Source organism: Mesorhizobium sp. ES1-1, from assembly GCF_020164785.1.
GTDB lineage: Bacteria > Pseudomonadota > Alphaproteobacteria > Rhizobiales > Rhizobiaceae > Mesorhizobium.
This window is the reverse complement of the sequence record NZ_JAIUGX010000011.1, coordinates 118,965-142,455: the sequence shown is the minus strand read 5'-3', so window position 1 is coordinate 142,455 and position 23,491 is coordinate 118,965. Positions and strand designations below refer to the sequence as shown.

The window sequence follows — 23,491 nt, the reverse complement described above, 5'->3', positions numbered from 1 at the left end:
ATGCCTGATCTTGAGACCATCAAGCTCGACGCCATCACGCTTTCGGTCCTCCAGGCCGCGCTGCAGCAGGTCTGCGACGAGATGGACCTGACCTTTTCCCGCGCGGCCTTCTCGCCTGTCATTGCCGAAGCCAATGACCGCTCGGACGGCATCTATTCGGCCGTGGACGGTTCGCTGATCGCACAAGGAAGCCAGGGCCTGCCGGTTTTCGTCGGAGTCATGCAATATTCGACCAGGACCGTGATCGAAATGATTGCCGACGGTCGTTGCCTGCCGCCGGAGCCCGGCGACATCTACATCGTCAACGATCCCTATCTCGGTGGCACCCATTTGATGGATGTGCGCTTCGCCATGCCGGTCTATCGGGACGGGAAGATCTTCTGCTGGCTGTCCAACACAGGTCATTGGCCCGATATCGGCGGTTCGGTGCCGGGCGGCTTCTCCGCCTCCGCGACCGCGGTCGAGCAGGAAGGCCTGCGGCTGCCGCCGGTGAAACTGTTCAAGAAGGGCGTGCTCGATCCCGAAATCTACGCCATCATCTGTTCCAACATCCGCGTCGCCGACCAGCGCATCGGCGACATCAGGGCGCAGGCAGCCGCCCTGCTGATCGGCCAGGATCGGCTCAACAATATCCTGGATCGTTACGGTGACGAAACTGTCATGGAGGCAATCGCCGAACTGCGCCGCCGCGCCGCCGCGCAAATGCGCGCCAACATAGCGGCAATCCCCGACGGCGCCTACCGCTCGGAGGCCTTTGTCGATTCCGACGGCGTGGTCAACGAGCCGCTGACCATCGCGCTTGCCGTCGAGAAACAGGGCGATACGCTGACCTTCGATTTCTCCGGGTCGTCGAAGCCTTGCGCCGGCCCGATGAACAGCGTGCTGGCAACGACCCTGTCCTCCGTCTATCTCGCCATGCGTCATATCTTTCCGGATGTGCCGATCAGCGCCGGCGCCTTCGAGCCGCTGATCGTCAAGCGGCCGGAAGGCACGTTCCTGGATGCCCGGTACCCGCGTCCGGTCTCGGGCTGCGCGGCGGAAGTCTCGCAGCGTATCGCCGAGGCAGTGTTCGCGGCCATGGTGCAGGCATTGCCCGACAAGGTGACGGCCGCACCCGCCGGCTCCAGCGGCAATTTCGCGCTTGGCGGCAACGATCCCGCGCGCGGCCGCGACTATGTCATGTACCAGATCTCCGGCGGCGGTTATGGCGGCAATTCCGGTCATGACGGCCTGACCAATGGCTGCTCGACCATTGGCATCTCCAAGTCGCCTCCGGTCGAGATCATGGAACAGGCTTTTCCCGTGCTCTACCGGCACTACGCCCTGCGCGAAGGCTCCGGAGGCGCCGGCAGGCATCGCGGCGGTTTCGGCCTCGCCTACGAGGTGGAAATCCTGCGCGGCGAAGCGCGCGCGTCCTTCGTCATGGATCATGGCCGTTTCGGCCCGCAGGGCGCGCTCGGCGGCAGCGATGGGGCGGTCAATAGGGTGACCGTCTTCCGCAACGGCGAGGAACACGTGCCGCCGCATCTGTCCAAGGAGCAGGACATCGCCTTGAAGGCCGGGGACCGAGTGCGCGTCGGCACGCCGGGCGGCGGCGGCTATGGCGACCCGCGCGAGCGTGACGACGATCTGGTGTTGCGTGACGTCGCCATGGGGTATTACACGCCAGACGAGGCGGCGGAGAAATTCGGCGTTGTCCTGTCGGCTGGCGGGGTTGCCATCGACCGCAAGGCGACAGAGGCGCTGCGCGCCGGCCGGTCCATGGATTAGGCGGCGGCCGCGCCGATCACGCCTCGCGCCGTGATTGCCGCATCGCATGTCGTTTCCGTCTCCGCCGACTGGCCGAAAGCCCGTAGACTTCCGACATCAACGGAGGTCTGGATCATGCGCCTTTTCGGTCGTTTCGTGCTTGCCGCTTCCGTCGCTCTCACGCTGGCCACGGGTGCCGCGTCTGCCCAGGACAAGAAGCTCAGGATCGGCACCGAAGGCGCCTATCCCCCCTTCAACTACGCCAATTCGGACGGCACTCTGGGCGGCTTCGACATCGACCTCGGCAAGGCGCTGTGCGCTGAGATGAAGGCCGATTGCGAATTCATCGTGCAGGATTTCGATGGTTCGATCCCGGCCCTCCAGGCAGGAAAATTCGACGCCATCATCAACATCACCATCACGCCCGAGCGGGCCGAGAAGGTCGAGTTCACCCACAAATATTACCAGACACCGCCGGCCATCGCCGTGCCGAAGGAGTCGACCATCGCCGGTACCTCGCCGGATGATCTGAAGGGCAAGGCTCTCGGCGTCCAAACCGCGACGATCCACCAGAAATTCGCGGAGCAGAAATATGCGGGCTCGACCGTAAAAGCCTACCCGACCGGCGACGACGCCCGGGCCGACATGGCCAATGGCCGGCTCGACGCGGTGATGGACGGATCGATCATCCTCACCGAATGGCTGAAGAAACCCGACGGCGCCTGCTGCAAGCTGCTTGGCACGCTGACCGCCGATCCTGACATCCATGGTCCCGGCGTCGGCATTGCCTTGCAGAAGGGTAACAAGGAACTGACCGACAGGTTCAACGCCGCTATCGACGCGCTCCGCGCCAACGGAAAGTACAAGGAAATCAACGACAAGTACTTTGCCTTCGACGTCTACGGCAACTGAGACCGTTTGGAAACTCTACCCTGGCGGCCATCTGAAGGCGTTTTCTGCGCTTCCGGTGCTCACGGACCCGAATGTCCGCTGCGCTCCGGTTCTCGAAACCACCATCATATGACTCGCCAGAGCGAATTTCGAAACGGTCTCGGGACCGCACTAAAACAGGAGATTTTCTTGGCTGAGCGGCGTTCGCCCTTCTACAGCAGCATTGTCGGACTGGGCGCGACCATGGGGCGGGTCGGTGGCGATTTCATCTCTGCCAAATACTACTCTGGTATCGAAGACGAGCACCTGAACACGCGCGAGAATGTCGGCGTCCAGGACCTCAGCACCATGGGCAAGATGGACATCAAGGGGCCGGATGCCGAGGCGCTGGTCAACCATGTCATCGTCAATGATGCCTCGGCGATGAAACCGGGCCAGGTCCGGTACTCCACGGTCTGCCGTGAGGACGGCGGCATCATGGACGACCTCACCGTGTTTCGGCTCGGGCCGGAACATTTCATGCTGGTCACCGGCTCGGTCAACCGCCTGAAGATGCTGCCCTGGCTTCAGCATCATGCCCAGGGGCGCAAGGCCTATGTCACCGATATCACGGCGGCAATCGCCTTCCCGACCATCCAGGGTCCGCGCTCGCGCGAGTTGTTGAAGGCAATGATCGCCGATGCCGATCTCGATGGCTTGAGGCGCTGGGCGTTCACCTCGGGCCATGTCGGAGACACTCGGGTCTTGATCTCGCGCACCGGCGTCACCGGCGAACTCGGCTTCGAACTGTTCGTACCGGCCGACGAGGCGGTTTCGGTCTGGCAGGCGCTGATGCGGACAGGGGCGGATTTCGGCCTCAAGCCCTACGGCGTGCTGGCCATGTTCACGCTCGGCCTGGAAAAGGCCTATCCGGCGCATGGCATCGACATGGACGAGACCCGCACGCCGTTCCATGTCGGCCTCGACCGCTGGATCAAGTTCGACAAGGGCGACTTCGTCGGCCGCGAAGCCCTGCTCAAGACGCGCGACAAGGGGATCCACGAGCGCTGGACCGGGCTGATCCTGGACGGCGACAGGCCGGCCGCGATGAATGCGGATGTAACCGCCGACGGCGAGCATGCCGGCATCGTCACCTACAGCGACCACGGCTATTCCCTCGGCAAAGTGCTGGCGACGGCCCATCTGCGGCTGCCCTTCACGGCGGTCGGCACCGAACTCAGCATCGATGTCGACGGCGTTCCGACCCGCGCGGTCGTGTCACCGATCCCGTTCTTCGATCCGGAGGGGGTGAGGTTGCGGGGCTAGCCTGGTGTGTGCGAGTCCCACAGCGTCATAGCGGCCAACCCTCCGCGCTGCCCATCACCTGCCTGCCGGCATCCTCTCCCCGTATAGAGACGGGGAGAGGGGCGCTCCGTCGCAGATTTCGCCAATCATCGGCGTTGCAAGAAGGGCGCCGGCGTCACGGCCAGCTTCTCTCTCCCCGTTCTACGGGGAGAGATGTCCGGCAGGACAGTGAGGGGCGGCGCCAACGGTAAGATTGTCTAGTCAGAAGGTTCGGCCGGACCTGACTATTCACCCGCCTCACCCCCGCCGGTCGAGCCGCGCCACAAGACGATCCCCCACCCACTGGATGCCGCAGACCAGCACAATCAGCACGATCACCACGGCGATCATCACCGACGTCTCGAAACGCTGGTAGCCGTACCGTATGGCGAGGTCGCCCAAGCCTCCGGCGCCGATGGCTCCGGCCATCGCCGAGGCGCCGATCAGCGTCACCAGGGTCACGGTGAAGCCGGCGACGATGCCGGGCAGGGCTTCCGGCACCAGCACCTCGCGGATGATGGTCCAGCGGTTGCCGCCCATGGCGCGCGCCGCCTCGATTAACCCGTGGTCGACCTCGCGCAGCGACACTTCGGCGATGCGTGCGTAATAGGGTGTGGCGGCGATCGACAGCGGCACGATCGCGGCCCATGTGCCGATCGAGGTGCCGACGATCAGCCGCGTCACCGGGACCAGCGCCACCAGGAGGATGATGAACGGCACCGATCGGAAGCCGTTGATGACGGCACCGAGCGCGCTATTCACCCACCGGCTTTCGGCGATGCCGCCGCGATCGGTGGCGACCAGGGCGAGGCCGAGCGGCAGGCCGAACACCAGTGAGATCAGGCCAGAGGCGGCCGTCATCAGGATCGTTTCCCAGATCGAGCGCAGCAGAAGCTCAAACAGAACCGGCGACATGGCCAAGCACCTCCACCCGCGCCTGGCGGGTCTTCAGGAATGTAATAATATCGCCGAGATGACTTGCATCGCTGCCGGGTACGGACAGGAACAGCGTTCCGACGGGCTGCTGCTGGATGTGGTCGATGCCGCCGTGGACGAGGCGAAAAGCCCCCGGGACGGCAGTGGCGAGGTCGGACAGCAGCGGGCCGCGTGCGGCGTCGCCGGCGATGTCGACGCGCAGGATGGTCTCCGCACCGGCCCCCGGTGCCAGCCGCGACGCAAGTTCCGCCGGCAGTTGCGGCCGGATCGCGCGGAGCAGGCTTCTCGTGACGTCCGACCGCGGATCGGCGAACACCGACCAGACCGGCCCTTGCTCGACGATACGGCCGGCATCGATCACCGCAACGCGGTCGGCGATCGAGCGGACCACCTCCATCTCATGGGTGATCAAAAGGATGGTCAGGCCAAGCTGCCGGTTGATGTCTTTCAGCAAGGCAAGAATCGAGCGTGTCGTCTCCGGATCAAGCGCCGAAGTCGCTTCGTCCGACAGCAGCAGCGCCGGGCGCGCCGCGAGCGCCCGGGCAATGCCGACGCGCTGCTTCTGCCCACCCGACAAGGACGCCGGATAAGCCCTGGCTTTCTCAGATAGGCCGACGAGATCGAGCAATTCGGCCGCTCGCGCCAATCGCTCCCCCTTCGGACGGCCCTCGATCTTCAGCGGCAACGCCACATTGTCCTCGACGGTCTTGGCCGACAAAAGGTTGAAATGCTGGAAGATCATGCCGATGCGCCGCCGCAGCGGCTGCAGGTCGCGCTCGCCGAGCCGGCTGATTTCGCGGCCCTCGATAAACACCTCGCCGGAATCAGGACGCTCCAATCCGTTCAGGCAGCGGATCAGCGTCGACTTGCCGGCGCCGCTGCGGCCGATAATGCCGAGGATCTCGCCCTTGCGAACCGTGAGCGACACACCGTCTAGCGCCGCCGTGGCGCCGAAACGGCGCTTCAGGTCGACGAGGCGCACCACGTCCTGAGACGCGTCTGGCTGGCCTCGGGTCTGGTCGGCGGTGCCCGCGACTGCCGTGAAATGCTGGTTCATGGGTATTCGTGCTCTCGTGATCCGAAAAGGCAGAATGCGGCCCGCGCTCGAGCGCGGACCGCCAGGGCTGTCGGACCATACGACCGGTCCGGTTCTCAATAGGCGCTGAGGCCAGTGCCCTTGTAGACCTTGTCGAACTCGGCCTTCACTGCCTCGTTCTGATAGGAAGCGACCAGCGTCTTTACCCAGGGTTCGTTCTCGCTGCCAGCCTTCACCGCGATGAAGTTGCGGTAGGGATTGTCCGCGATGGGCTCCTGCGCGATGCGGTTTTCCGGCGTCAGCCCGCTTTTCAGCGCCCAGTCCGTGTTGACCACGGCGGCGTCGAGATCCTCGACCGAGCGGCCGACGATGCCGGCGTCCAGTTCCTTGATCTGCACCTTCTTCGCATTTTCGGCGATGTCGGCGGTAGTGGCCAGGATGCCGGTGCCCTCTTTCAGCTTGATCACGCCCTCGTTCTGCAACAGGCGTAGCGCCCGCCCTTCATTGGAGGGATCGTTCGGCACGCCGATGACCGCGCCTTCCGGCAGGTCGGCTACCTTGGTGTATTTCTTTGAGTAGAGGCCGATCGGCCAGACGCCGGTGTAGCCGACGCGCACGATGTGGTAGCCCTGCGTCTTGATCTGGTTGTCGAGATAGGGCTGGTGTTGGAACGCATTGGCGTCGATCTCGCCGCGCTCCAGCGCTTCGTTGGGCTGGGTATAGTCGTTGAACACGACCGGCTCGATGGCCAAGCCCCTTTCGGCCGCCTGCGCCACGACGACGCGCCAGACATCCTCGTCCTCGCCGCTGATGATGCCGACCTTGATCGACTTCTTGTCCTCGGCGAAGGACGCATGAGGTTCCATCAGGCCGATGGCGAGGGCCGACGCAAGCAGCAGAGCCAGACTACCTCGCCGATTGAGGGTTGACCGAACGGAATATGGCAAAGTGTTTTTGAAGTCGGGCATGATGATCTCTGCGGTTGTGAAGTCATAAGGCCAAGCGGACTGTCTTGCCTTGTTGTATCCTCAGAAATCCCACCGAATTTATCAAAGAATGCATTTCGGCGTTGTCGCCTGGACCGGGAATATTCTCTCAAAGATTCCTGGCGCCGGAGCACGACAGGTCGCACGATCTGCCAAGGCCACCCCTGCCGTCACTCCGGCAGACCGGCCTTCCGGAAGCCGTCGACGAAATGGTCCAGCGTGGCCGCGTCGCGAATAGGCTCCGTCGTTGCCCAGTGACGGATGGTGAAATGCGGGTTGCCGACCAGGAACAATTCGGCCTCGGCGCGCGCCTCGTCGAGCCGGCCGAGTTGCGCAAGGCTTGCCGCCAGGAAGCGGCGCGAGCTTGTGCGATAGGTTTCGTCCCTGCGCAGGGTGACGATCGCGGCTTGGTAGTCGCGCGCCGCATATTGTGCCTGGCCGAGTGTCAGATAGTACCAGCTCGCCGGAAACGGGTTAAGCCGGAACGCCTTGTGGATGTGCGCGAGGCCTTCCTCGAGCCGCCCGGCCAAGACTGCGATGTCTGACAAGGCCGCCCAGGTGTCGGCCTCGTTTGGATCGAGTTCGATCGCCCTGGCGAATTCCGCATCCGCCTCGGCGAAATTTCGCTCATAGGCAAGCAGGTAGGCCAGGATCCAGCGGCAGCCCGCATCGTTGGGATCGATCGACACCGCCTTGCGCGCCAGGTCCAGCGCAACGGCCCGATCGGCTTGCGTCGGCCCGCCGGAATGCACCCATCCCATCCAGTGGTTCATGGCAAGCCAGCGATAGGCCTCGGCATAATCGGGATCGAGTGAGATCGCGCGCGTCAGCAGGAGATGCGCCTCCTGCGCCATCTGCGGCGAATCGTCGACCAGCTTGCGGGCCCGCACGCACAGATCATAAGCCTCGAGACTTTTTGGACGGTTGCGCGTCGGTGTCGCATGCAGCCTGCCGAGCAGTGCCTCGACGATCCGCGCCGTCACCTCGTCCTGGACGGCGAAAATATCGTCCAGGCCGCGGTCGAAGCGCTCCGCCCAAAGCTGCTCGCCGCTTTCCGCGTCGACCAGCTGGGCATTGACGCGCACCCGGCCCGAAGCGCGGCGCGCACTTCCCTCTAGCAGGTAGCGCACGCCGAGTTCGCGCGCGATGTCGCGCACGTCCATCGCCTTTCCCTTGTAGGAGAAGGCAGAGTTGCGGGCGATTACGAACAGCCCGGGAATCCTCGACAGGTCGGTAATCAGGTCTTCGGTCAACCCGTCGCAAAAAGAGTCCTGCTCGCGATCAGTGCCGAAATTGACGAAGGGCAGCACGGCTATCGATGGTTTGTCCGGCAGCGGTAACGGTTTGCGCCTGGCGTCCTCAGGCTGTTCGACGGCTCCCGTGAAACGGTAGCCGACGCGCGGGACCGTCGAGATCCATTCCCCGCCGTCAGCGGGCGGACCAAGCAGCTTGCGCAACTGCGCGATCTGGACCGTGAGATTGCCTTCCTCGACGGCGGTGTCCGGCCATGCCGCATCCATCAACTCGGCTTTGCCCAGAATGACGCCCGGTCGCTCTACCAGCGCGGCGAGGAGCTTCAGCGCGCGATATCCGACGGCAATAGGGACATCGTCCCGAAGCAGTGTTCCCGCATCCGGATCAAGCACGAACGGACCGAAGGCAAAGCGCGCTCCCTGCATACGCCCCCATCTATAAAGCAAATCCAGGAAAGGTGCGAAGCGGTCTTCCGAGTTTGCAACTTTTGAGAACTATTTGGACAGGCTTAATTACGGGGCCGGCCGTAACGCGCAGAATTCAACCTCATCAACGTCGTGGTCCTCGGACCCCTGACCCATGGAGGTTGTCATGAATAACTGTCTTGCCGCGAGCTCGCGCCGCACAACGCGGCTGATGCCACCAACGAAGAGGATACTGCGCCGGCCGTACAGCTTGACCGCTTGGTTGACGGCTATCGCAGCCTGGCGCGAGCAGAGACGATTTCGCTGGGCTCTCAAGCGAATGGCCAAGGACAACCCGCATCTGATCGATGATATCGGGCTGACCGACAGCCAGGCCGAGGAAGAGATCGCCAAGCTTCCCTTCTGGCAACGATAGGAGGAATCCGTCATCAAGCCGCTTGCTCTACCGGCACGGCGGGCGTTGCCACCTCGGCATTGAGCAAGGGCGGGTGGAAGAGATGAACCGCGCCCAGCCGTGCTATACTGCTCCTGAACATAAAGGGCGGTGCATTCGAACTGGAGGCTGAGATGGCGATTGTTCAGGAAGACCTTTCTCCCACAGTCCCTCCCCATCCCGAGAAAATCAAGTCGGTCTTCGATCTTCGCCTGGGCAAGCATATCACTTTGCAAGGCAGTGCCAGCATAACGCCGGCAGGCGTGATCAGCGCCGGTATCGCGGCCGCGGTCATGACACTGGCGCTGGCTTGTCTTGCCTCGTCGACCAGGCGTCGCAGCCAGCGGTAATTCTCAGCTTCGCGTGAGCGCCACTCAGCGATTTGACTTACCTATCCACAGCTTGCGCTAACGACACGGCCGGTTGCTGGGTCGGTGGCGATCGTGACGCGATTCTGGCGCAGATCGTGAGTGGCTGCAGCGCCAGGCACGATCTGGCGTACGATAGTCGCACCTGTCAGACGCATGGCCTCCGCGTCGGTGGGCTTGGCCCGCCCGACCAGGCTCTGGGCGGCGGCGGGGAGGCAGACGCCCGAAGCGGAAGCTTCCGAAGTCTGCTCTGTCGTGCAGCCCACGACGGCGAGCAGCGCGGCGGCCGCCATGAAGGATGGTTTGGATGTGGTGGAAAGTCTGGGCATGCAACTCCTTCGACCACGGACCCTGCACGGACCTGTTCCGCGCTAACCTGTCTTCACCTTGAAGCTTGGGTTGACGTCAAAAATCAGGCAAACCGCCTTGCGGCGGACCTGTCCGCTCCGCAGGCAGATGCAACGACGCACCTCTGGCTGCGGATGACTTCCGTCTCCGCCAGGGTCCTGACGGCCGCTAGCGACCGAGTGGTTGCCGGGAGAGCGATACCAGTTCGGCTTCGTCGACCACGCCGGCCATATAGTTCGCGATAATGCGCGACGCGATGGCGTCACGCGTGTCCTCCGCCTGGCCATCGAGTCTCAATTGATCGAAGACCCTTCCCAGCAAGGCAAGCTCGGACGGCTGGAGAATGCCGGCCTCGGTGGCTTTGCGTCGTATCGGCATGGGTTATTGCCCTCCATGATCGGGCAACCATACGATCAGATCGTTGCGACGCAAGCCAAAGCTCGGTCAGTCCCTATCGGACCCCCCATCGCAGCCAACTTCTCGTCCTCGTCTCCACGGCAAGTAGCACTCCATGGGAGCGGGATGGCCGGCGGCACAGATTGACCAATGATGAAGCGATGGCCTCGCCGGGCGACACGGCGATGCTTGAAGTTTGGCGACCTGTGCCAAATCGGCGCGCCGCACTCCCTTCCACCCACCTGCTGTGGCGCCGACCAATGCTCTCTGTCCTCTTTGACCGAGGGCTATCCGGCGTCCCAAGCGTTCACGCGACCAAGGATCTTGGTAAGCAGCGCCTTACCAGGCTACCTGAAGGATCGTCTCAAAGTCACCCATGCCGCACCCTGACCGTTCCGATCGACGCTTTGCGCGGCACAATAACGGCCAGGGAGACGCTTGGCGACCTCACATTCCTTATGGTCGGACGCTGCTTTCCTTCGACGCTGCCTCCTGTTGGCGGAGCCGCATTTCCCTGAGCCGGGCGGTTTTCATTTCACGCTCCTGCCGCTCCGCATCCAGTACGATCCTGGATTCTCGATCGGCTCGCTCGATTTTCTCCTTGTCCACTCTACGACGTTTCAAGACGGTCTCCTTTGTTCCGAAGGCCCGAATGCGGGCTTGGCGTCATGGTCCCAGACCCAAAGCCGATCCTCAATTTCAAATGATATGCTCTCAAATGTTCGCTGCGGCGCATCGGAGTGATCGAGCGACGGACGCGGCCACTGAAAACCAAGGCCCGCCAATGGGCGGCCGGTGAGCCTTCACAGGAGCGTCAATCTTGAACGTGATCGGTCGCTATACACATGGACTGGGCCACGACGGAGACCGATCAGCCGCGCCTCAAAAGACGCGGCTTCTGCAGGTCTTTCTCACGGCCGCACCCCAGCCGTTCACCGCCCCACAGGAAACTGTCTTGCACCTACAGCTTCGGTCAAACAGTAATGAGGGCCCGCCACCGAGAACGCGGTGACGGGCCCTTGTTGTGCCCGGTTGAGGGACATCCGGACAGATAATGAATTTGGCTTGCGGCAGTTTGTTCCAACGATTTCTTGCCACAAGAAGGGCCTGCGCTGGAACAGGCCGTTAATATTAGCTCGGTAGTCTCCCTTCCATGAAAGCGTTTAGATCCTGGAGCATTACTGATTTTTCTCCCCGCTCGTGGAATCGAGTGATCCTTCTGACCATCCTCGGAACCGTCTGCTGCATCGCCATGGCGTTCGCGCTCGACAGCTACTCTTTCGAGGACGGTCGCTGGCGCCTCGGAGACACTCCCCTCAACAATTTCGTCCTTCCCTTGATCATCGCGCCTCCGTTTTTCTTCTATCTGCTGAGCAAACTTCGCCAATTGGCCATTGCCCATGACCTGCTCATGCGGGTGGCGACAACCGACGGCTTGACCTCGTGCCTGACCAGGGTGGCGTTCACCACCTTGGTGGATGCGTATCTGGGAAGTGTAACCGGGGAGAAGGAACGATTGGATGGCGCGCTGTTGGTAGTCGACGTCGACCATTTCAAGCGCGTCAATGACAGGTTCGGGCACGACAATGGCGATGAAGCGCTCAGGCTGATCGTCAGCAGTATGAGGTCATCCCTTCGGGATATAGACCTTATCGGCCGCATGGGTGGCGAGGAGTTCGGCGTGTTTCTGCCCGGTGTTCCGCCTCCGCGGGCCGCGATGGTTGCCCAGCGTCTGCGCGTCGCTGTAACCGAGACCAGCTTCGTTCCCGACGGGTTCCCGTATCAACTGTCGGTCAGCGTGGGCGTGGTGACCTTCATGCGCAGAACAACATTTTCCGAGCTCTACAAGATCGCCGATGTCCGCCTCTACGACGCAAAGCGGAGTGGGCGCAACCGTGTCGAGATCAGCCATCTCGAAGCGTCTTCGGGCCCATCACCACCGCACTAGGCAACGGCTCTAACCCGGCCATAAGCCGGTCCATCATTGCAAGAGGACGTGCTCCACCGCATGGTCGGCTTCTTGGCCTCGCCACCCCGGCATTGTGCAGGCCGACGGGAGCGGGATGGCTGAACTCCAAAAAAAGCCCGCCTGTCGAAGGCGGGCCAGGGTCTGGAGTGCTGGGATCTCTGCCAGCCTGGGTCAACGAGCGGCGGAAGGGTTGGTTGCAGGCAACCGCACCTTCATCGGCCAGCGCTACCGCCTTACCGCGACCGACGAAAATCCACCGGTTAAGCTGGATGAGGTTCCGATGGAAGAGCCCGCACCACCTGGCGAGATGATGCGGGCCTACCGAGGGTGAATTCCCCCGGTCGCAGCGGAGGGGTTGCTGCTCCTCCCAACCTGCCGAAAAATTTCGGGTTCCGCCGATGACCAAAAAAGACCTGCGCTCTCCGTCATCTGTTGCGAACACGCACACAACGCCCCCTGCCGATCAATTTCATCGGCGGATTTATTCCGCAAGTCGCCGTCGAACTGTCCTTCCCGCCGGCCGCGGGTCGGCCTACCACTTTTCTTCAGTGGACCTTCTCGGCAAGTCCTTGCCTGCGTCGAACCATGGCAGTTGGCTTTCGACACCGTAGTGATACTGCGCGGCTAGCTCGGCGCGTTGGTCAAGCGTGGCCAAATGGAGGCCGATTTCACTGGCATCGTCGTAGAGCAGCGCGATCGGCGAGCCGCATCTGCCGCAAAAGCTTCTGGCCGCGATGGGAGAGGACCGATACTCCATAGGTAACGCGCCTTCCCACTGCAGTGCTGCGCGGGGAACCCAAGCAAGCACGGCCGCCGGCCCACCGGTGGATTTCTGACACATCGTGCAATGGCAATAATGGACTCTGGGGCTGGCGCTCAGCGTGAACCGAACCGAGCCGCAGAGACATTTACCGGCAAGTTCCACGAGACGGGTCCTTTATCACATGCAGGTGCCACAACGAGCGGTGACGGCGTTGGTTGCGGACTTCCCATACCGCTTGGCGTTCATCGCGATCTCGGCGGCTCGAACCGTCGCGCCGAGGCATGAAGTCAAAAAAATTAGCAGTGGCGCGATTTCGGTCGGAACAGGATGGATGATTGCAAGTTGGCTTGTCTGGAGGAACTCGCACCATGAACAGTGTCATCTATCTCATAGGCCTTGTTGTCGTCGTGCTGGCGATCCTTTCGTTCCTTGGCTTGCACTAACGCATGGCCACCGACCCGTTGGAGATTGAAATGCAAGATGACCAGGATAGAGCCCAGGACAGGGCAAAGACTGATTTTTCGGATATGCAGTCTGGATTGGCCGACGGCGGAAAGAAGCTTAGCCAGGCTATTGGCGAGGCTAAGGACGGCCTCGCCGGCAAAGCGAAAGACATAGCGTCCGAAGGCACGGAAGCCCTGACCAGCCAGGCCGAAGCCGTGCAGAAGAATATCAGCAGCGCCATCACTGCCTTTAGCGAAGCAATCCGGGCCGCAAGTGAACACCTGGCCAACAGCGACCAGAAAGGTGCGTCCCGCTTCGCTCTCGAAGCCGCCGGCGGGCTGGAGCGGATGTCCGCTTCCCTGAAGGACAAGCCTTTTCAAGACGTCTTGGCGGAGATCAGGGCGTTCGGAACGCAAAATCCGGGCGTACTGGTCGGAGGCTCGGTCATTGCCGGACTGGCGCTCGGCCGGTTCATCAAGAGTTCGTCGCCGAGCGGCAGCGCCGAAGCGAGCAACGCCTCGGATGAGCCCGATGCGAACAGGACCTCGGAGGAACCTGCTTCCTCCCCGGGCTACGAGCCCTTTGGCTCCTCGGTTGCGGGGTCAGAAATATGACGCCCGGTCAGGACGATAGAAGCTTGATGGGGTTGATCAGCGACCTCTCCCAGCAAGTGACGACGTTGCTGCAGACCGAAGGCAAGCTGCTCAGAACCGAATTATACGAAAAGGCCGAAAAGGCCGGCGCAGGCGCGGCGGAAGTGCTGGGCGGCGCCATATGCCTGATGGCCGCGCTGCTGATACTGCTGCAGGCCTTGGTGATCGCATTGGCGAATGCGGGCCTTGGCGCGGGCTGGTCGTCGCTTCTCGTGGGCATTGTGGTTGCGCTGGTGGGGGCCTTACTGGTGCGCACCGGCGCCGCGAACATGAAGCCTTCTCAACTCACCCCCGACCGGACAACCGGTCAGCTCAAGCGCGATGCGAGCGTCATCAAGGATCAAGTCAAATGACCGACAAAACATCTGCCGAACTCCAACACGACGCCGAACTCGCAAGGGCAAGAGTGTCCGATACCGCCGAGTCCATTCGCAACAAGATGACGCCTGGCCAACTTATCGACGAATTTTCCGGCATGTTCACCGGCGACGGATCCATGCTGACCACCCTGAAGTCGCAGGTGCAGGGGAATCCTCTGCCTGTCGCGTTGGTAGGCGTCGGCCTTGCCTGGCTGATGGCCGGTCAAGGTGGCTCGGCAGCCACCTCCCCGGCCCGCCCATATCCCACCGGTTCGGCACCTACGCCACGTCCCGCTGGCTCTTACGGATATTCCGGAAGCGACAGCACCGGTGACAATGAGGGCGTGATGGATTCCATCAAGGACAAGGCTGCGGGCCTGGCCTCGGCGGCATCATCCATGGCCGGAAGCGCAGCCGAGAAAGTCTCCACGACCGCGCACGACGCGGCGCATACCTTGTCGGGGCAGGCGAGCAGCTACGTTTCTGCCACGTCAGGTCAGGCAGCCAAAGCCGCGACCGCCACTGCCGACATGCTTCGCCAGGAACCTTTGGTCCTTGCCGCACTGGGGCTCGCTCTGGGCACCGCGATCGGTGCGCTTCTGCCGCGCACGGACATCGAGGACGCGCAGGTCGGAGACTTGAGTGATAAACTGCGCGACCAGGCCAGCCAGCTTCTCCAACAGGGGGTTGAGGGCGCCAAGGACGTAGCGGCCCAAGCCTATCAGAGCGTGAAGGACGAAGCCGACAAGAAGGGCTTGACGGGCGACGGCGGCGGCCTGGTCGATCAAATCAAGGATGTCGTTCAGGCAACAGCGGCGCAAACCGAGTCAAACGTCCGCGAAAAGCTCAAAACCGTGGCGGACAAGCTGCCGGGCTCCGAGTCCGACACCGGCGCGGATAGATAACCCGGCAGGTTCGGGCATCTTTGGAACACGGCCGTCCTGACGTTTCCGAAGGGAGCGGAAAGACGGCCGTGCCGTGTCTACTGAGCTGTTGTGGTGGTGCGCAGCCGCATCGCCCATTAAGGGTCCATATAGGCGGCCAGCTCGTCAGGCGCCCCCGTCGGGAAGGCCTCCTTGAGATAATTCAGAAACGCTGACACTCGGGCGCTCAACAGCCGCCTGGACGGATAGAGCGTCCAAAGGACGATGTCGGGTCCATCGATCTCGCCCCAGTTCACCAGCGTGCCGCGGGCCAGGTCATGGCTGACGAGCGACAAGGGGAGGCGGCCGGCGCCGACGCCGGCGCGCACTGCGTCGCGGACCATGACGAGCGATGATAGCGTGAGAACAGGCTCGACCATGATCGCGCTCGGTCCGGCGGCGGTTGTCACTTGCCAGGTCAGTCGGTCGCCCGCTGTTCGTATGACGGCGGGCGCTCTCGGGTTTCCCGTCGGCCGGGCCAGAGCCGGGCTCGCGGCAACCAACAGTCGATCGCGCAGGAACGCCCTTCCCACAAGCGTCTCATCCGGGTCCGGATTGACCCGGATCACCAGGTCGAACCCTTCCTCGATCATGTCCACAGCGCGGTCTTCCGTGGAGACCTCGAGCCTCACTTCCGGGTACTTCAGCACAAAACCAGCGGCAATCTTGCCCATCGCGGTCTGAGAGAAGAGCAGCGGAGCGCTGATCCTGAGCTTGCCGCGCGGTCTCTGTCCGCCCGAAGCAATCGCTGCCGCCGTTTCGTCGATCTCCGCCAGCAAATGACCTGCACGCTCGTAAAGCGCTCGACCCTCCTCGGTCAGTTTGAGCGCGCGCGCCCCTCGCTCGACAAGTCGTAAACCCAAGCCAGCCTCCAGTTCCGCGACCCGTCGCGACAAAGTCGCCTTGGGGCGGGTCGCAGCGCGTGCTGCGCGGCCGAAGCCGCCGTGCCGGGCCACGAGCACAAAATCGGCGAGAGCCAGCAAATCCATGTGTTCCACCAGTGAGACGTCGTGTCCAATAGTAACGTCTATCGCATCAAATGTGAACCAATCATATTCACGAAAACAACCTGCCCAACGCAAATGTCTCACCTGAGGAACAAAGCCATGACCCAGTCCACGAACCCTAACCTCCAAGCCCCGCACACCAAGGTCTTGGTTCTCGGCGCGACAGGGCCCACTGGCCGCCTCGTCGTCAGCCAGGCGCTGGCACTTGGGTATGAGGTGACGGCACTGGTCCGGTCGCCCGAGAAAGCGGCTGATATGAACGGCATCCGGCTTGTTATCGGTGATGCCCGCGACGAGAAGAGCCTGCGCCAAGCCGTTACAGGCCAGGATGCCGTCATCAGTGCCCTCGGCACCCCGGCCAGCCCGTTCAAGCAGGTCACGCTGCTCTCCGCCGCGACCCGTGCACTCGTCAAGGCAATGAAGGCGGAGCACGTCTCGCGCCTGGTCGCCATTACCGGGATGGGCGCCGGCGACAGCGCCGGCCATGGCGGGTTCCTGTTCGACAGGGTGATATTCCCGCTTCTGCTGCGCAACGTCTACGCTGACAAGAACCGGCAGGAAGCCGTCATCAGGGAGTCCGGTCTCGATTGGACGATCGTCCGGCCATCGATTCTGAACAACAAGGCAGGCCGCGGCACCCTCCGCACGCTGACCGATCTGTCCGGCTTCCATGGCGGCAGCATCTCGCGGGAGGACGTTGCGAAGTTTGTCCTCGACCAGGTCGAGAGCGACGCCTGGCGGCATCGCTCTCCATTGATCAGCTGGTGAGCCGATAGCGCTGCGGCGCCACCCTTCGCCGGAGCGGTTGAGGCGAGCCCTGCAGGTCGCTGGCATGCTCAGCTGGGCGTAGCGCACCGCGCCGCCGCGATGGACAAGCGGCGTCCGGACGGACGCAGTTACCTCATCGCGCAGCGCTTGCCGCTACCGCCTCCTTCTCCGATCTGCGCCTCCACCGTTCCACCAGTGAGACGGAGCGTTCAAAACACGCGGCTATTGGATATGAATCTGGGCCGCTAGATTTCTACCAGACTTAACAACCCAAGCAGGAGTAACCCAAATGACCATCCTCGTAACCGGCGCTACCGGCAATGTCGGCCGCAACGTTGTCGAACACCTCGTGAACCGTGGCGCCGATGTGCGCGTTCTGGTCCGCGACCCATCCAAGGCCAATTTTCCGGCCGGCGTCGAAGTCGCCCAAGGCGACCTGCTCGACGTCGATTCCCTGCGGCGCGCCTTCTCGGGCGTATCCACGCTCTTCCTGCTGAACGGGGTGGTGGCCGACGAATACACTCAGGCGCTGGTCGCGCTGGCGGTCGCTCGCGAAGCCGGCATCGAGCGGATCGTCTATCTCTCGGTGATCCACAGCGACCTCTACGTGAACGTGCCGCATTTCGCGGGCAAGTTCGGCGTCGAGCGGATGATCGAACAGATGGGCCTCAACGCCACCATCCTGCGCCCCGCCTACTTCATGGACAATGAGCTGAGCATCAAGGACGTCATCACCAACTACGGCATCTACCCGATGCCGATCGGCGGCAAGGGTCTCGCCATGATCGATGCGCGCGACGTCGGCGAGATCGCCGCGATCGAACTGGTCCGCCGCGAGCAATCGTCCACGCCACTGCCGCTCAACCGCATCAACCTGGTCGGCCCCGACACGCTGACAGGCGCGGACGCCGCGGCGATCTGGACGGACATCCTCGGCCGCGCGATCGCCTACCCCGGCGACGACACGGCGGGATTCGAACAGAGCCTGCGGCAATTCATGCCGAGCTGGATGGCACTCGACATGCGGCTGATGGCCGAGCGCTTCGTGACCGACGGCATGATCCCGGAGGCCGGGGATGTCGATCGCCTGGTCGCCCTGCTGGGCCGCCCGCTGCGCTCCTATCGCGACTACGCCGCCCAGATCGCTGCCTAAGGCCTGTTGTCAAGAAACCCAATCCAGGGAGCCACATCATGATCTATTCAACCGCCACCGTTCCGGTGAATGCCGTCGGTGAAACCAAGCTCACGCGCGAGCAGGTGTGGAAGGGCCTCGAGCTGAAGGCGCGCGACGCGCGCCTGTTCCTTCCGCCGGGCCTCTGCACACGCTGTGACGTGGTGGAGGAGAGCAAGAGCCACTTCGTGCGCGAAGCCACCATCGCGGGTTCAGATTTGCGCGAGATCATCACGCTCGAAGGCAACGGCAAGGTCACGTTTTTCCAGGCCGCGGGGCCGCGTGAAGGCGCCATCGTCAACGAACTCTTCGAGGATGAGGATGGCGCTCTTCAGCTAAAATTCTATTGCTATCTCGGCCTGCGCGACAGGGAGCCGAATGGTCCCGAAGAACGGGCCGAGCAGGCGCAGCTGGACAGCGAGAAGGGCTACAAAGCCGCTCTGCTGTCGACGCTCAAGCGCACCCGCGAGCTGCTTGCCGAAGGCAGGCTCGATGCGTGAGCGCAGGACCGCTGAGACGACACGTCGCCCCTCCGCCTGTAAGTCATCAAGAGCTTCGATCCTTGAAGCGGTTCCAGATATGCATACGGTTGGCGGCCTGTACGGCGACCGGATGGAAAGGAATTGGTTTCATGTTGGTGACCGGCAAGGGCATCTGCTCGTCGCGGCGCCGGCCCGCTGCCCAGCGGCCTATCTCCTGGCCAAGCGACATGGCGAGCGCTACGCCGCGGCCGGAATAGACGCCGCCAAACACAAGGCCGGGCGCCAGGCGATAGAGGCGAGGCCGGCGATCGGGCACCACGGCAAAAGCGCCATGCCAGTATTCCCTGATCGCCGGTTCGCCGCCGAATGCGCGGAACGCCTTGCCCAGCATGCTCGACGCCTTGGCGCGACCGCGCTCGGCCTCGTCGAACCAGAATGTATGCGTGCCGCCGCTCACCAGCCGGCCGTCGACATCGTAGTGGAAATAGCGCAGGTCGTTGCGCATGTCGGACACTGCCGGATTGCCGACAAGGATCTTGGCGCGCATGCCTTCCGGCAACGGGTCTGTGGCGGCCTGGAAGACCTTGAACGGCACCAGTGTCCGCTTTAGCCCGGGCCAGAGGTCGCCGGTAAGCGCATTCGTGGCAAGCACCACCTCCGGCGCCGTGACGCTCCCCGCTGCGGTGAAGACACGCCAACCGCGTTCCACCTTCTCGAGGCGTTTCGCCGAGGAGTTCTCGAAGATGGTCACGCCTTCGCGCTCAAGTGCGCCGGCAAGGCCAATGGTCATGGCGAACGGATTGATGTGGCCGGAATTGTGCACCATCCAGCCGCCGAGATAGGGGCTGCCGATGCGCGCGGTGGCCTCGCCCCGGTCGAGCCACGAGACATTGGCGCCGAACGCTTTCCACTCCTCGTAGAACTGGCGCGCGCGTGCCAGCGTGGCCTCGGTGTGCGCGGGCTGGATCCAGCCTTCCTGAACCTGATGGGCGTCGATGTTGAAGCGCTGCATCAGCCCGAAGGCGACGCCGGCCGCATCCGCGACCATGCGATTGTAGCGCTCGCCGGTCCTCTTGCCGTAGACGGCCTCGAACTCCGCCGGCGACGCCTTGGAATGGTGAGAAATGACAAGGCCGTTATTGCGGCCCGAAGCAGCCGATCCGATCTCGTTGCTTTCAAGCAGGATGACGTTGACGCCGCTGTCGCGCGCACCGAGGGCCGCGGCCATGCCGGTAAAGCCGCCGCCGACCACCAGCACGTCCGTCTGCAGGTCGCCTTGCAGCGCCGGTGCGGCCGGGCGCTTGTCCGCGGTCTTGCGCCACAGATGCGGCGTCTTCCAGTCGACCTCAAACATGAAGGACGTCCTCGCTGGCGCCGCCGAGATAGTGTTCCCGCAGGGCCGAATGCGCGGCCATTTCCTGCGCCGGGCCATGCAGCTTCACCTTGCCCGTGTTGAGCAGGTAGGCGTAGTCGCCGCATTCGAGCGCCAGCTGAACGTTCTGTTCGACAAGCAGGATCGAAATGCCGTTGCGCGACAGGTCGAGAATGATGCGGAAGATCTGGTGAACGATTTTCGGGGCGAGACCAAGAGACGGTTCGTCGAGCATCAGAAGCTTCGGCTCCGCCATAAGTGCCCGCCCGATCGCCAGCATCTGCTGCTGGCCGCCGGACATACGGCTCGCCATGCCGTTGCGCCTCTCCTTAAGAACCGGGAACAGCTCGAACACCTCGGCGCGCAATGCTTCGAAACTTTTCTCGCCGCGGCCGATATGGGCCGCGACCATGTTTTCCTCTACCGTCAGGCGCTGGAAGATCTGCCGGCCTTCCGGGCAGTGGGTGATGCCGAGCCGCACGACCTGTTCGGGGCGCATCCCGGTGATGTCGCGGCCTTCGAAGGCGATGCTGCCGGCGGTAGGCCGCGCCACGCCGGAAATCGAGTTGAGAAGCGTCGTCTTGCCGGCGCCGTTCGGACCCAGGATGACGACGATCTCGTGCGGATCGACGTCAATGCTGATGTCCTCAAGAACGCCGACGCGCCCGTATCCCGAGCTGAGCCCGGCGATCCTGAGCAGCGGCTCGGATGTCGTCGATGTCATTGGCGGTTCCCAGATAGGCGAGTTGGACGTCGGTGCTTGCCTGCACCTCTGCGGGCGTGCCCCGGAAGAGCAGTTTCCCATGATGCATGACGACGATGCTGTCACAGAGCGTCATGACGAGATCCATGTCGTGCTCGACGACGATCATGATCCGCTCGGGCGAACGCAACGCGGTGAGTTTTGCCGTCAGCTCCGCCGTCTCGTGATGGTTCAATCCGGCGGCCGGCTCGTCGAGCAGCAGGACGCGCGGATTGGTGACCAGGGCGCGGGCGATCTCCAGCATGCGTTGTCGGCCATAGGGCAGGCCGCCCGCATCGACGTCGGCATAGCTCTGAAGGTCAAAGAAGCGCAGGATCTCCATGCATTTTTCACGCCGGCGCCGGCGTTGGGCACTGGCATAGGGCGGCCAGATCACTTCCCTCCAGGCAGCCGCAACCTCCGCCGGATAGAAACACACTTCGAGGTTTTCGATAGCCGTCATCTGGTCGAAGAGGCGGATGTTCTGATAGGTGCGGGCAATTCCCGAATTGGCGATCTGGTATTTCTTGAGCTTGTCGAGGCGCTTGCCATCGAGGGCGATCGAGCCGGAAGACACCGTGTAGGAGCCGGCGGTCATGTTGATAAGCGTCGACTTGCCGGCGCCGTTCGGTCCGATGACGCCGTGGATCATGCCGGGCGCGAAGGAGGTCGACACGTCGTCGATGGCGACGACCTCGCCATACACTTTGCGAAGGCTCTGAAAGACCAGCGTCATTTTCCGAAGAGCCCCCGGATCAGTTTCTCAGGGCCGAAGCTTCGCGGGACAATGCCGGCCGGGCGAGCGATGATGAGCGTGATCATCAAGAGACCGAGAAAGAGGATACGCCATTCGGCGAATTCGCGCAGCAATTCAGGCAGCAGGATCAGGATTGCCGCGCCGGCGACGATGCCGAAGATGTTGCCGATGCCGCCGACAACGATCATCAGCACGATCAGCACCGATTCCTGCAGCGTGAAGCTTTCCGGGCTGACGAAACGCTGCGATGCGGCGAAGATCACGCCGGCGATGGAGCCGATCGTGGCCGAAGTGGCGAAAGCGGCGAGCTTAGCATTGGTGGTGTTGATGCCGATGCCGCGCGCCGCGTCCTGGTCCTCGCGAATTGCCGCCCACCCCTTGCCGAGGATGGATCGCTCGAGCCGCCAGACAACGGTGCCGACGACGAGCACTGTGATCAGGAGCAGCCAGAAGAAGTCGATCGGCCGGGCAATCTGAATGCCCAGGATCGAGGCCTTGTCCAGGCGGGCAATGCCTTGGGGACCTCCCGTCAGCCAATCGAGATTGTTGATGATGATGCGGATGATCTCGCCGAAGCCAAGCGTGACGATCGCCAGATAGTCGCCGCGCAACCGCAGCACCGGAATGCCGAGCAATATGCCCGTGACCGCGCCAAGGCAGGCGCCGACGAGCAGGATGAGAAGGAACGGCATATGCAGGCCGAGTTGCGGGCTTGCCAACAACCCGTAGCTATAGGCCCCGACCGCGTAGAAGGCGACAAAGCCCAGATCCAGAAGCCCCGTATAGCCTATAACGATGTTCAGGCCGATGCCGAGCAAAACGTAGATCAGCAGGCTGTTGAGGACACGGACATGATAGTTGGGCAGGAATGGAGTGGCCGCGATCAGCGCAATCACAAGGGCGAAGACGAGCCAGGATATCGCCCGGTTCGCACGCGGCCGGGCCGGGGCGAGGATGTCGGCGGCCGCCATCAGAATTCTCTCTTGTAAACGATGCTTTCCTCGGAGACGGCCTCGCCGAGTAAGCCGGCGGGACGCACCAGAAGCACGAGGATGAGGATCGCAAAGGCGAGAACGTCGCGATACTCGGTGCCGAGCACGCCGTTCGTGACGATAGGCAGCAGCGCTGTCCCCCACACTTCGATGAAAGCCAGGATGAAGGCGCCGAGCATGGCGCCGGGGATCGATCCGATGCCGCCGAGGATGGCCGCGGTGAAGGCTTTCAGCCCGATGACGGCGCCCATGCTAGGCGACATGATGCCATAATAGCTCGAATAGAGGATGCCGCCGGCCGCGCCGAGCAGCGGCCCGACGAAAAACACCATCGAGATGGCGCCGTTGACGTTGATGCCAAGCAGTTGCGCGGTCGGGCGGCTTTCGGAAACGGCGCGCACGATGATGCCGATACGGCTCCGGTTGACCAGGACATGCAGGCCGAACATCAGCGCGAAGGCGGCGATCAGGATGCCGATCTGCATCAAGCTGATCGTGCCGCCCATCACCTCATAGCGGATGACGGGAAAGAAGCTGGGAAAGGCGACCGGCTGTGGACCGGCCAGGATCTGCACACCCGTGACGAGCGACAAGGAGACGCCGAGCGAGGAGAGCATGGGCGCCAGCCGGGTGGAGCTTCTCAGCGGTTTATAGGCCACCCTTTCGATACCGACGCCGATCAGGCCGACAAGGAAGATCGCCACGAGAAAGGCCGCGGTAAGGGCCAGCGCGCCCGACATCCCGACATCGCCGACCAACAGGCTGAGCGCAAGAAACGCGACATAGGCGCCGAGCATGAACATTTCGCCATGGGCGAAGTTGATCATGCGCAAGACGCCGTAGACCATCGTGTAGCCGAGCGCGATCAGGGCGTAGATCGAGCCGATGGTCAGCGCATTGACCGTCTGTTGGAGAAGGTGTCCCAGCATGGGCCGGCGTCCTGT

25 protein-coding genes are annotated in these 23,491 nt (G+C 62.9%); 12 read left to right on the top strand and 13 right to left on the bottom strand.

What is annotated here, in order from left to right; translation table 11 throughout:
- The 3 genes from LB513_RS19510 to LB513_RS19500 all read left to right on the top strand — a co-directional run bounded on the left by LB513_RS19510 (position 1) and on the right by LB513_RS19500 (position 3,945).
- The gene (locus LB513_RS19510; protein WP_224665139.1) at positions 1-1,770 is read left to right on the top strand and encodes a hydantoinase B/oxoprolinase family protein; all 1,770 of its coding nucleotides are present in this window, start codon (positions 1-3) and stop codon (positions 1,768-1,770) included.
- 114 nt (positions 1,771-1,884) lie between these two features.
- Positions 1,885-2,661: an ABC transporter substrate-binding protein gene (locus LB513_RS19505; protein ID WP_224665138.1), complete on the top strand. Its 777-nt coding sequence runs from the start codon at positions 1,885-1,887 to the stop codon at positions 2,659-2,661.
- A 168-nt stretch (positions 2,662-2,829) separates the two neighbouring features.
- Positions 2,830-3,945 (top strand): aminomethyltransferase family protein, encoded by a 1,116-nt coding sequence (locus LB513_RS19500; protein ID WP_224665137.1) that lies wholly within the window; start codon positions 2,830-2,832, stop codon positions 3,943-3,945.
- Positions 3,946-4,221: 276 nt separating this feature from the next.
- On the opposite strand, the gene LB513_RS19495 is transcribed toward LB513_RS19500, so the two are convergent.
- The 4 genes from LB513_RS19495 to LB513_RS19480 form a co-directional block, all read right to left on the bottom strand.
- Positions 4,222-4,878 carry a methionine ABC transporter permease gene (locus tag LB513_RS19495; protein ID WP_224665136.1) on the bottom strand — a complete coding sequence of 219 codons (657 nt, stop codon included), beginning with the start codon at positions 4,876-4,878 and terminating at the stop codon, positions 4,222-4,224.
- The gene (locus tag LB513_RS19490; RefSeq protein ID WP_224665135.1) at positions 4,859-5,956 is read right to left on the bottom strand and encodes a methionine ABC transporter ATP-binding protein; all 1,098 of its coding nucleotides are present in this window, start codon (positions 5,954-5,956) and stop codon (positions 4,859-4,861) included. The genes LB513_RS19495 and LB513_RS19490 overlap by 20 nt, the downstream gene beginning before the upstream one ends.
- A gap of 95 nt (positions 5,957-6,051) precedes the next feature.
- Positions 6,052-6,903, bottom strand: a complete 852-nt coding sequence (locus LB513_RS19485; protein ID WP_224665134.1) for a MetQ/NlpA family lipoprotein — start codon at positions 6,901-6,903, stop codon at positions 6,052-6,054.
- Positions 6,904-7,091: 188 nt separating this feature from the next.
- The gene (locus LB513_RS19480) at positions 7,092-8,600 is read right to left on the bottom strand and encodes a winged helix-turn-helix domain-containing tetratricopeptide repeat protein (RefSeq protein WP_224665133.1); all 1,509 of its coding nucleotides are present in this window, start codon (positions 8,598-8,600) and stop codon (positions 7,092-7,094) included.
- A 154-nt stretch (positions 8,601-8,754) separates the two neighbouring features.
- Here LB513_RS19480 and LB513_RS19475 point away from each other — a divergent pair, with 154 nt between their 5' ends.
- Positions 8,755-9,015 (top strand): DUF1127 domain-containing protein, encoded by a 261-nt coding sequence (locus tag LB513_RS19475; protein WP_411962726.1) that lies wholly within the window; start codon positions 8,755-8,757, stop codon positions 9,013-9,015.
- Positions 9,016-9,167: 152 nt separating this feature from the next.
- Positions 9,168-9,383 (top strand): hypothetical protein, encoded by a 216-nt coding sequence (locus tag LB513_RS19470; RefSeq protein ID WP_224665132.1) that lies wholly within the window; start codon positions 9,168-9,170, stop codon positions 9,381-9,383.
- A gap of 41 nt (positions 9,384-9,424) precedes the next feature.
- Here LB513_RS19470 and LB513_RS19465 read toward each other — a convergent pair whose 3' ends face one another.
- Together LB513_RS19465 and LB513_RS19460 are read right to left on the bottom strand one after the other, a co-directional pair.
- Positions 9,425-9,730, bottom strand: coding sequence for a hypothetical protein (locus tag LB513_RS19465; RefSeq protein WP_224665131.1), 306 nt, complete (start codon positions 9,728-9,730; stop codon positions 9,425-9,427).
- A 187-nt stretch (positions 9,731-9,917) separates the two neighbouring features.
- Entirely contained in the window at positions 9,918-10,127 is a 210-nt protein-coding gene (locus tag LB513_RS19460; RefSeq protein ID WP_224665130.1) for a hypothetical protein, read from the bottom strand.
- Positions 10,128-11,355: 1,228 nt separating this feature from the next.
- Between LB513_RS19460 and LB513_RS19455 the strand changes: the two genes are divergently transcribed.
- Positions 11,356-12,093 (top strand): GGDEF domain-containing protein, encoded by a 738-nt coding sequence (locus LB513_RS19455; protein WP_224665129.1) that lies wholly within the window; start codon positions 11,356-11,358, stop codon positions 12,091-12,093.
- Between the two features lie 553 nt (positions 12,094-12,646).
- On the opposite strand, the gene LB513_RS19450 is transcribed toward LB513_RS19455, so the two are convergent.
- Positions 12,647-13,039 carry a GFA family protein gene (locus LB513_RS19450; protein WP_224665128.1) on the bottom strand — a complete coding sequence of 131 codons (393 nt, stop codon included), beginning with the start codon at positions 13,037-13,039 and terminating at the stop codon, positions 12,647-12,649.
- A 284-nt stretch (positions 13,040-13,323) separates the two neighbouring features.
- On the opposite strand from LB513_RS19450, the gene LB513_RS19445 reads away from it, so the two are divergent.
- The 3 genes from LB513_RS19445 to LB513_RS19435 are packed head-to-tail and all read left to right on the top strand — an operon-like array spanning position 13,324 to position 15,238.
- On the top strand, positions 13,324-13,935 hold the full coding sequence (locus LB513_RS19445; RefSeq protein WP_224665127.1) for a hypothetical protein: 612 nt from the start codon (positions 13,324-13,326) through the stop codon (positions 13,933-13,935).
- Positions 13,936-13,961: 26 nt separating this feature from the next.
- Positions 13,962-14,327, top strand: coding sequence for a phage holin family protein (locus tag LB513_RS19440; RefSeq protein ID WP_224665214.1), 366 nt, complete (start codon positions 13,962-13,964; stop codon positions 14,325-14,327).
- Positions 14,328-14,380: 53 nt separating this feature from the next.
- On the top strand, positions 14,381-15,238 hold the full coding sequence (locus LB513_RS19435; protein WP_224665126.1) for a hypothetical protein: 858 nt from the start codon (positions 14,381-14,383) through the stop codon (positions 15,236-15,238).
- 116 nt (positions 15,239-15,354) lie between these two features.
- Here LB513_RS19435 and LB513_RS19430 read toward each other — a convergent pair whose 3' ends face one another.
- On the bottom strand, positions 15,355-16,245 hold the full coding sequence (locus tag LB513_RS19430) for a LysR family transcriptional regulator (protein WP_224665213.1): 891 nt from the start codon (positions 16,243-16,245) through the stop codon (positions 15,355-15,357).
- A gap of 117 nt (positions 16,246-16,362) precedes the next feature.
- On the opposite strand from LB513_RS19430, the gene LB513_RS19425 reads away from it, so the two are divergent.
- The 3 genes from LB513_RS19425 (at position 16,363) to LB513_RS19415 (ending at position 18,702) form a co-directional block, all read left to right on the top strand.
- Positions 16,363-17,031 (top strand): NAD(P)-dependent oxidoreductase, encoded by a 669-nt coding sequence (locus LB513_RS19425; protein ID WP_224665125.1) that lies wholly within the window; start codon positions 16,363-16,365, stop codon positions 17,029-17,031.
- Positions 17,032-17,320: 289 nt separating this feature from the next.
- Positions 17,321-18,184 carry an SDR family oxidoreductase gene (locus LB513_RS19420; protein WP_224665124.1) on the top strand — a complete coding sequence of 288 codons (864 nt, stop codon included), beginning with the start codon at positions 17,321-17,323 and terminating at the stop codon, positions 18,182-18,184.
- 38 nt (positions 18,185-18,222) lie between these two features.
- Positions 18,223-18,702 (top strand): AtaL-like protein, encoded by a 480-nt coding sequence (locus LB513_RS19415; RefSeq protein WP_224665123.1) that lies wholly within the window; start codon positions 18,223-18,225, stop codon positions 18,700-18,702.
- Positions 18,703-18,748: 46 nt separating this feature from the next.
- Here the strand turns inward: LB513_RS19415 and LB513_RS19410 are convergent, their stop codons facing one another.
- Genes LB513_RS19410 through LB513_RS19390 form a run of 5 tightly spaced genes read right to left on the bottom strand, consistent with a single transcriptional unit; the run spans position 18,749 to position 23,476 of the window.
- Positions 18,749-20,038 carry an NAD(P)/FAD-dependent oxidoreductase gene (locus LB513_RS19410; protein ID WP_224665122.1) on the bottom strand — a complete coding sequence of 430 codons (1,290 nt, stop codon included), beginning with the start codon at positions 20,036-20,038 and terminating at the stop codon, positions 18,749-18,751.
- Positions 20,031-20,780: an ABC transporter ATP-binding protein gene (locus LB513_RS19405; protein ID WP_224665121.1), complete on the bottom strand. Its 750-nt coding sequence runs from the start codon at positions 20,778-20,780 to the stop codon at positions 20,031-20,033. The genes LB513_RS19410 and LB513_RS19405 overlap by 8 nt, the downstream gene beginning before the upstream one ends.
- Complete coding sequence (locus tag LB513_RS19400) at positions 20,704-21,534, bottom strand: ABC transporter ATP-binding protein (RefSeq protein WP_224665120.1); 831 nt, start codon at positions 21,532-21,534, stop codon at positions 20,704-20,706. The genes LB513_RS19405 and LB513_RS19400 overlap by 77 nt, the downstream gene beginning before the upstream one ends.
- Positions 21,531-22,526 (bottom strand): branched-chain amino acid ABC transporter permease, encoded by a 996-nt coding sequence (locus LB513_RS19395; protein ID WP_224665119.1) that lies wholly within the window; start codon positions 22,524-22,526, stop codon positions 21,531-21,533. Before LB513_RS19395 ends, LB513_RS19400 begins: the two co-directional genes overlap by 4 nt.
- Positions 22,526-23,476, bottom strand: a complete 951-nt coding sequence (locus LB513_RS19390) for a branched-chain amino acid ABC transporter permease (protein ID WP_224665118.1) — start codon at positions 23,474-23,476, stop codon at positions 22,526-22,528. Before LB513_RS19390 ends, LB513_RS19395 begins: the two co-directional genes overlap by 1 nt.
- Positions 23,477-23,491 lie beyond the last annotated feature (15 nt).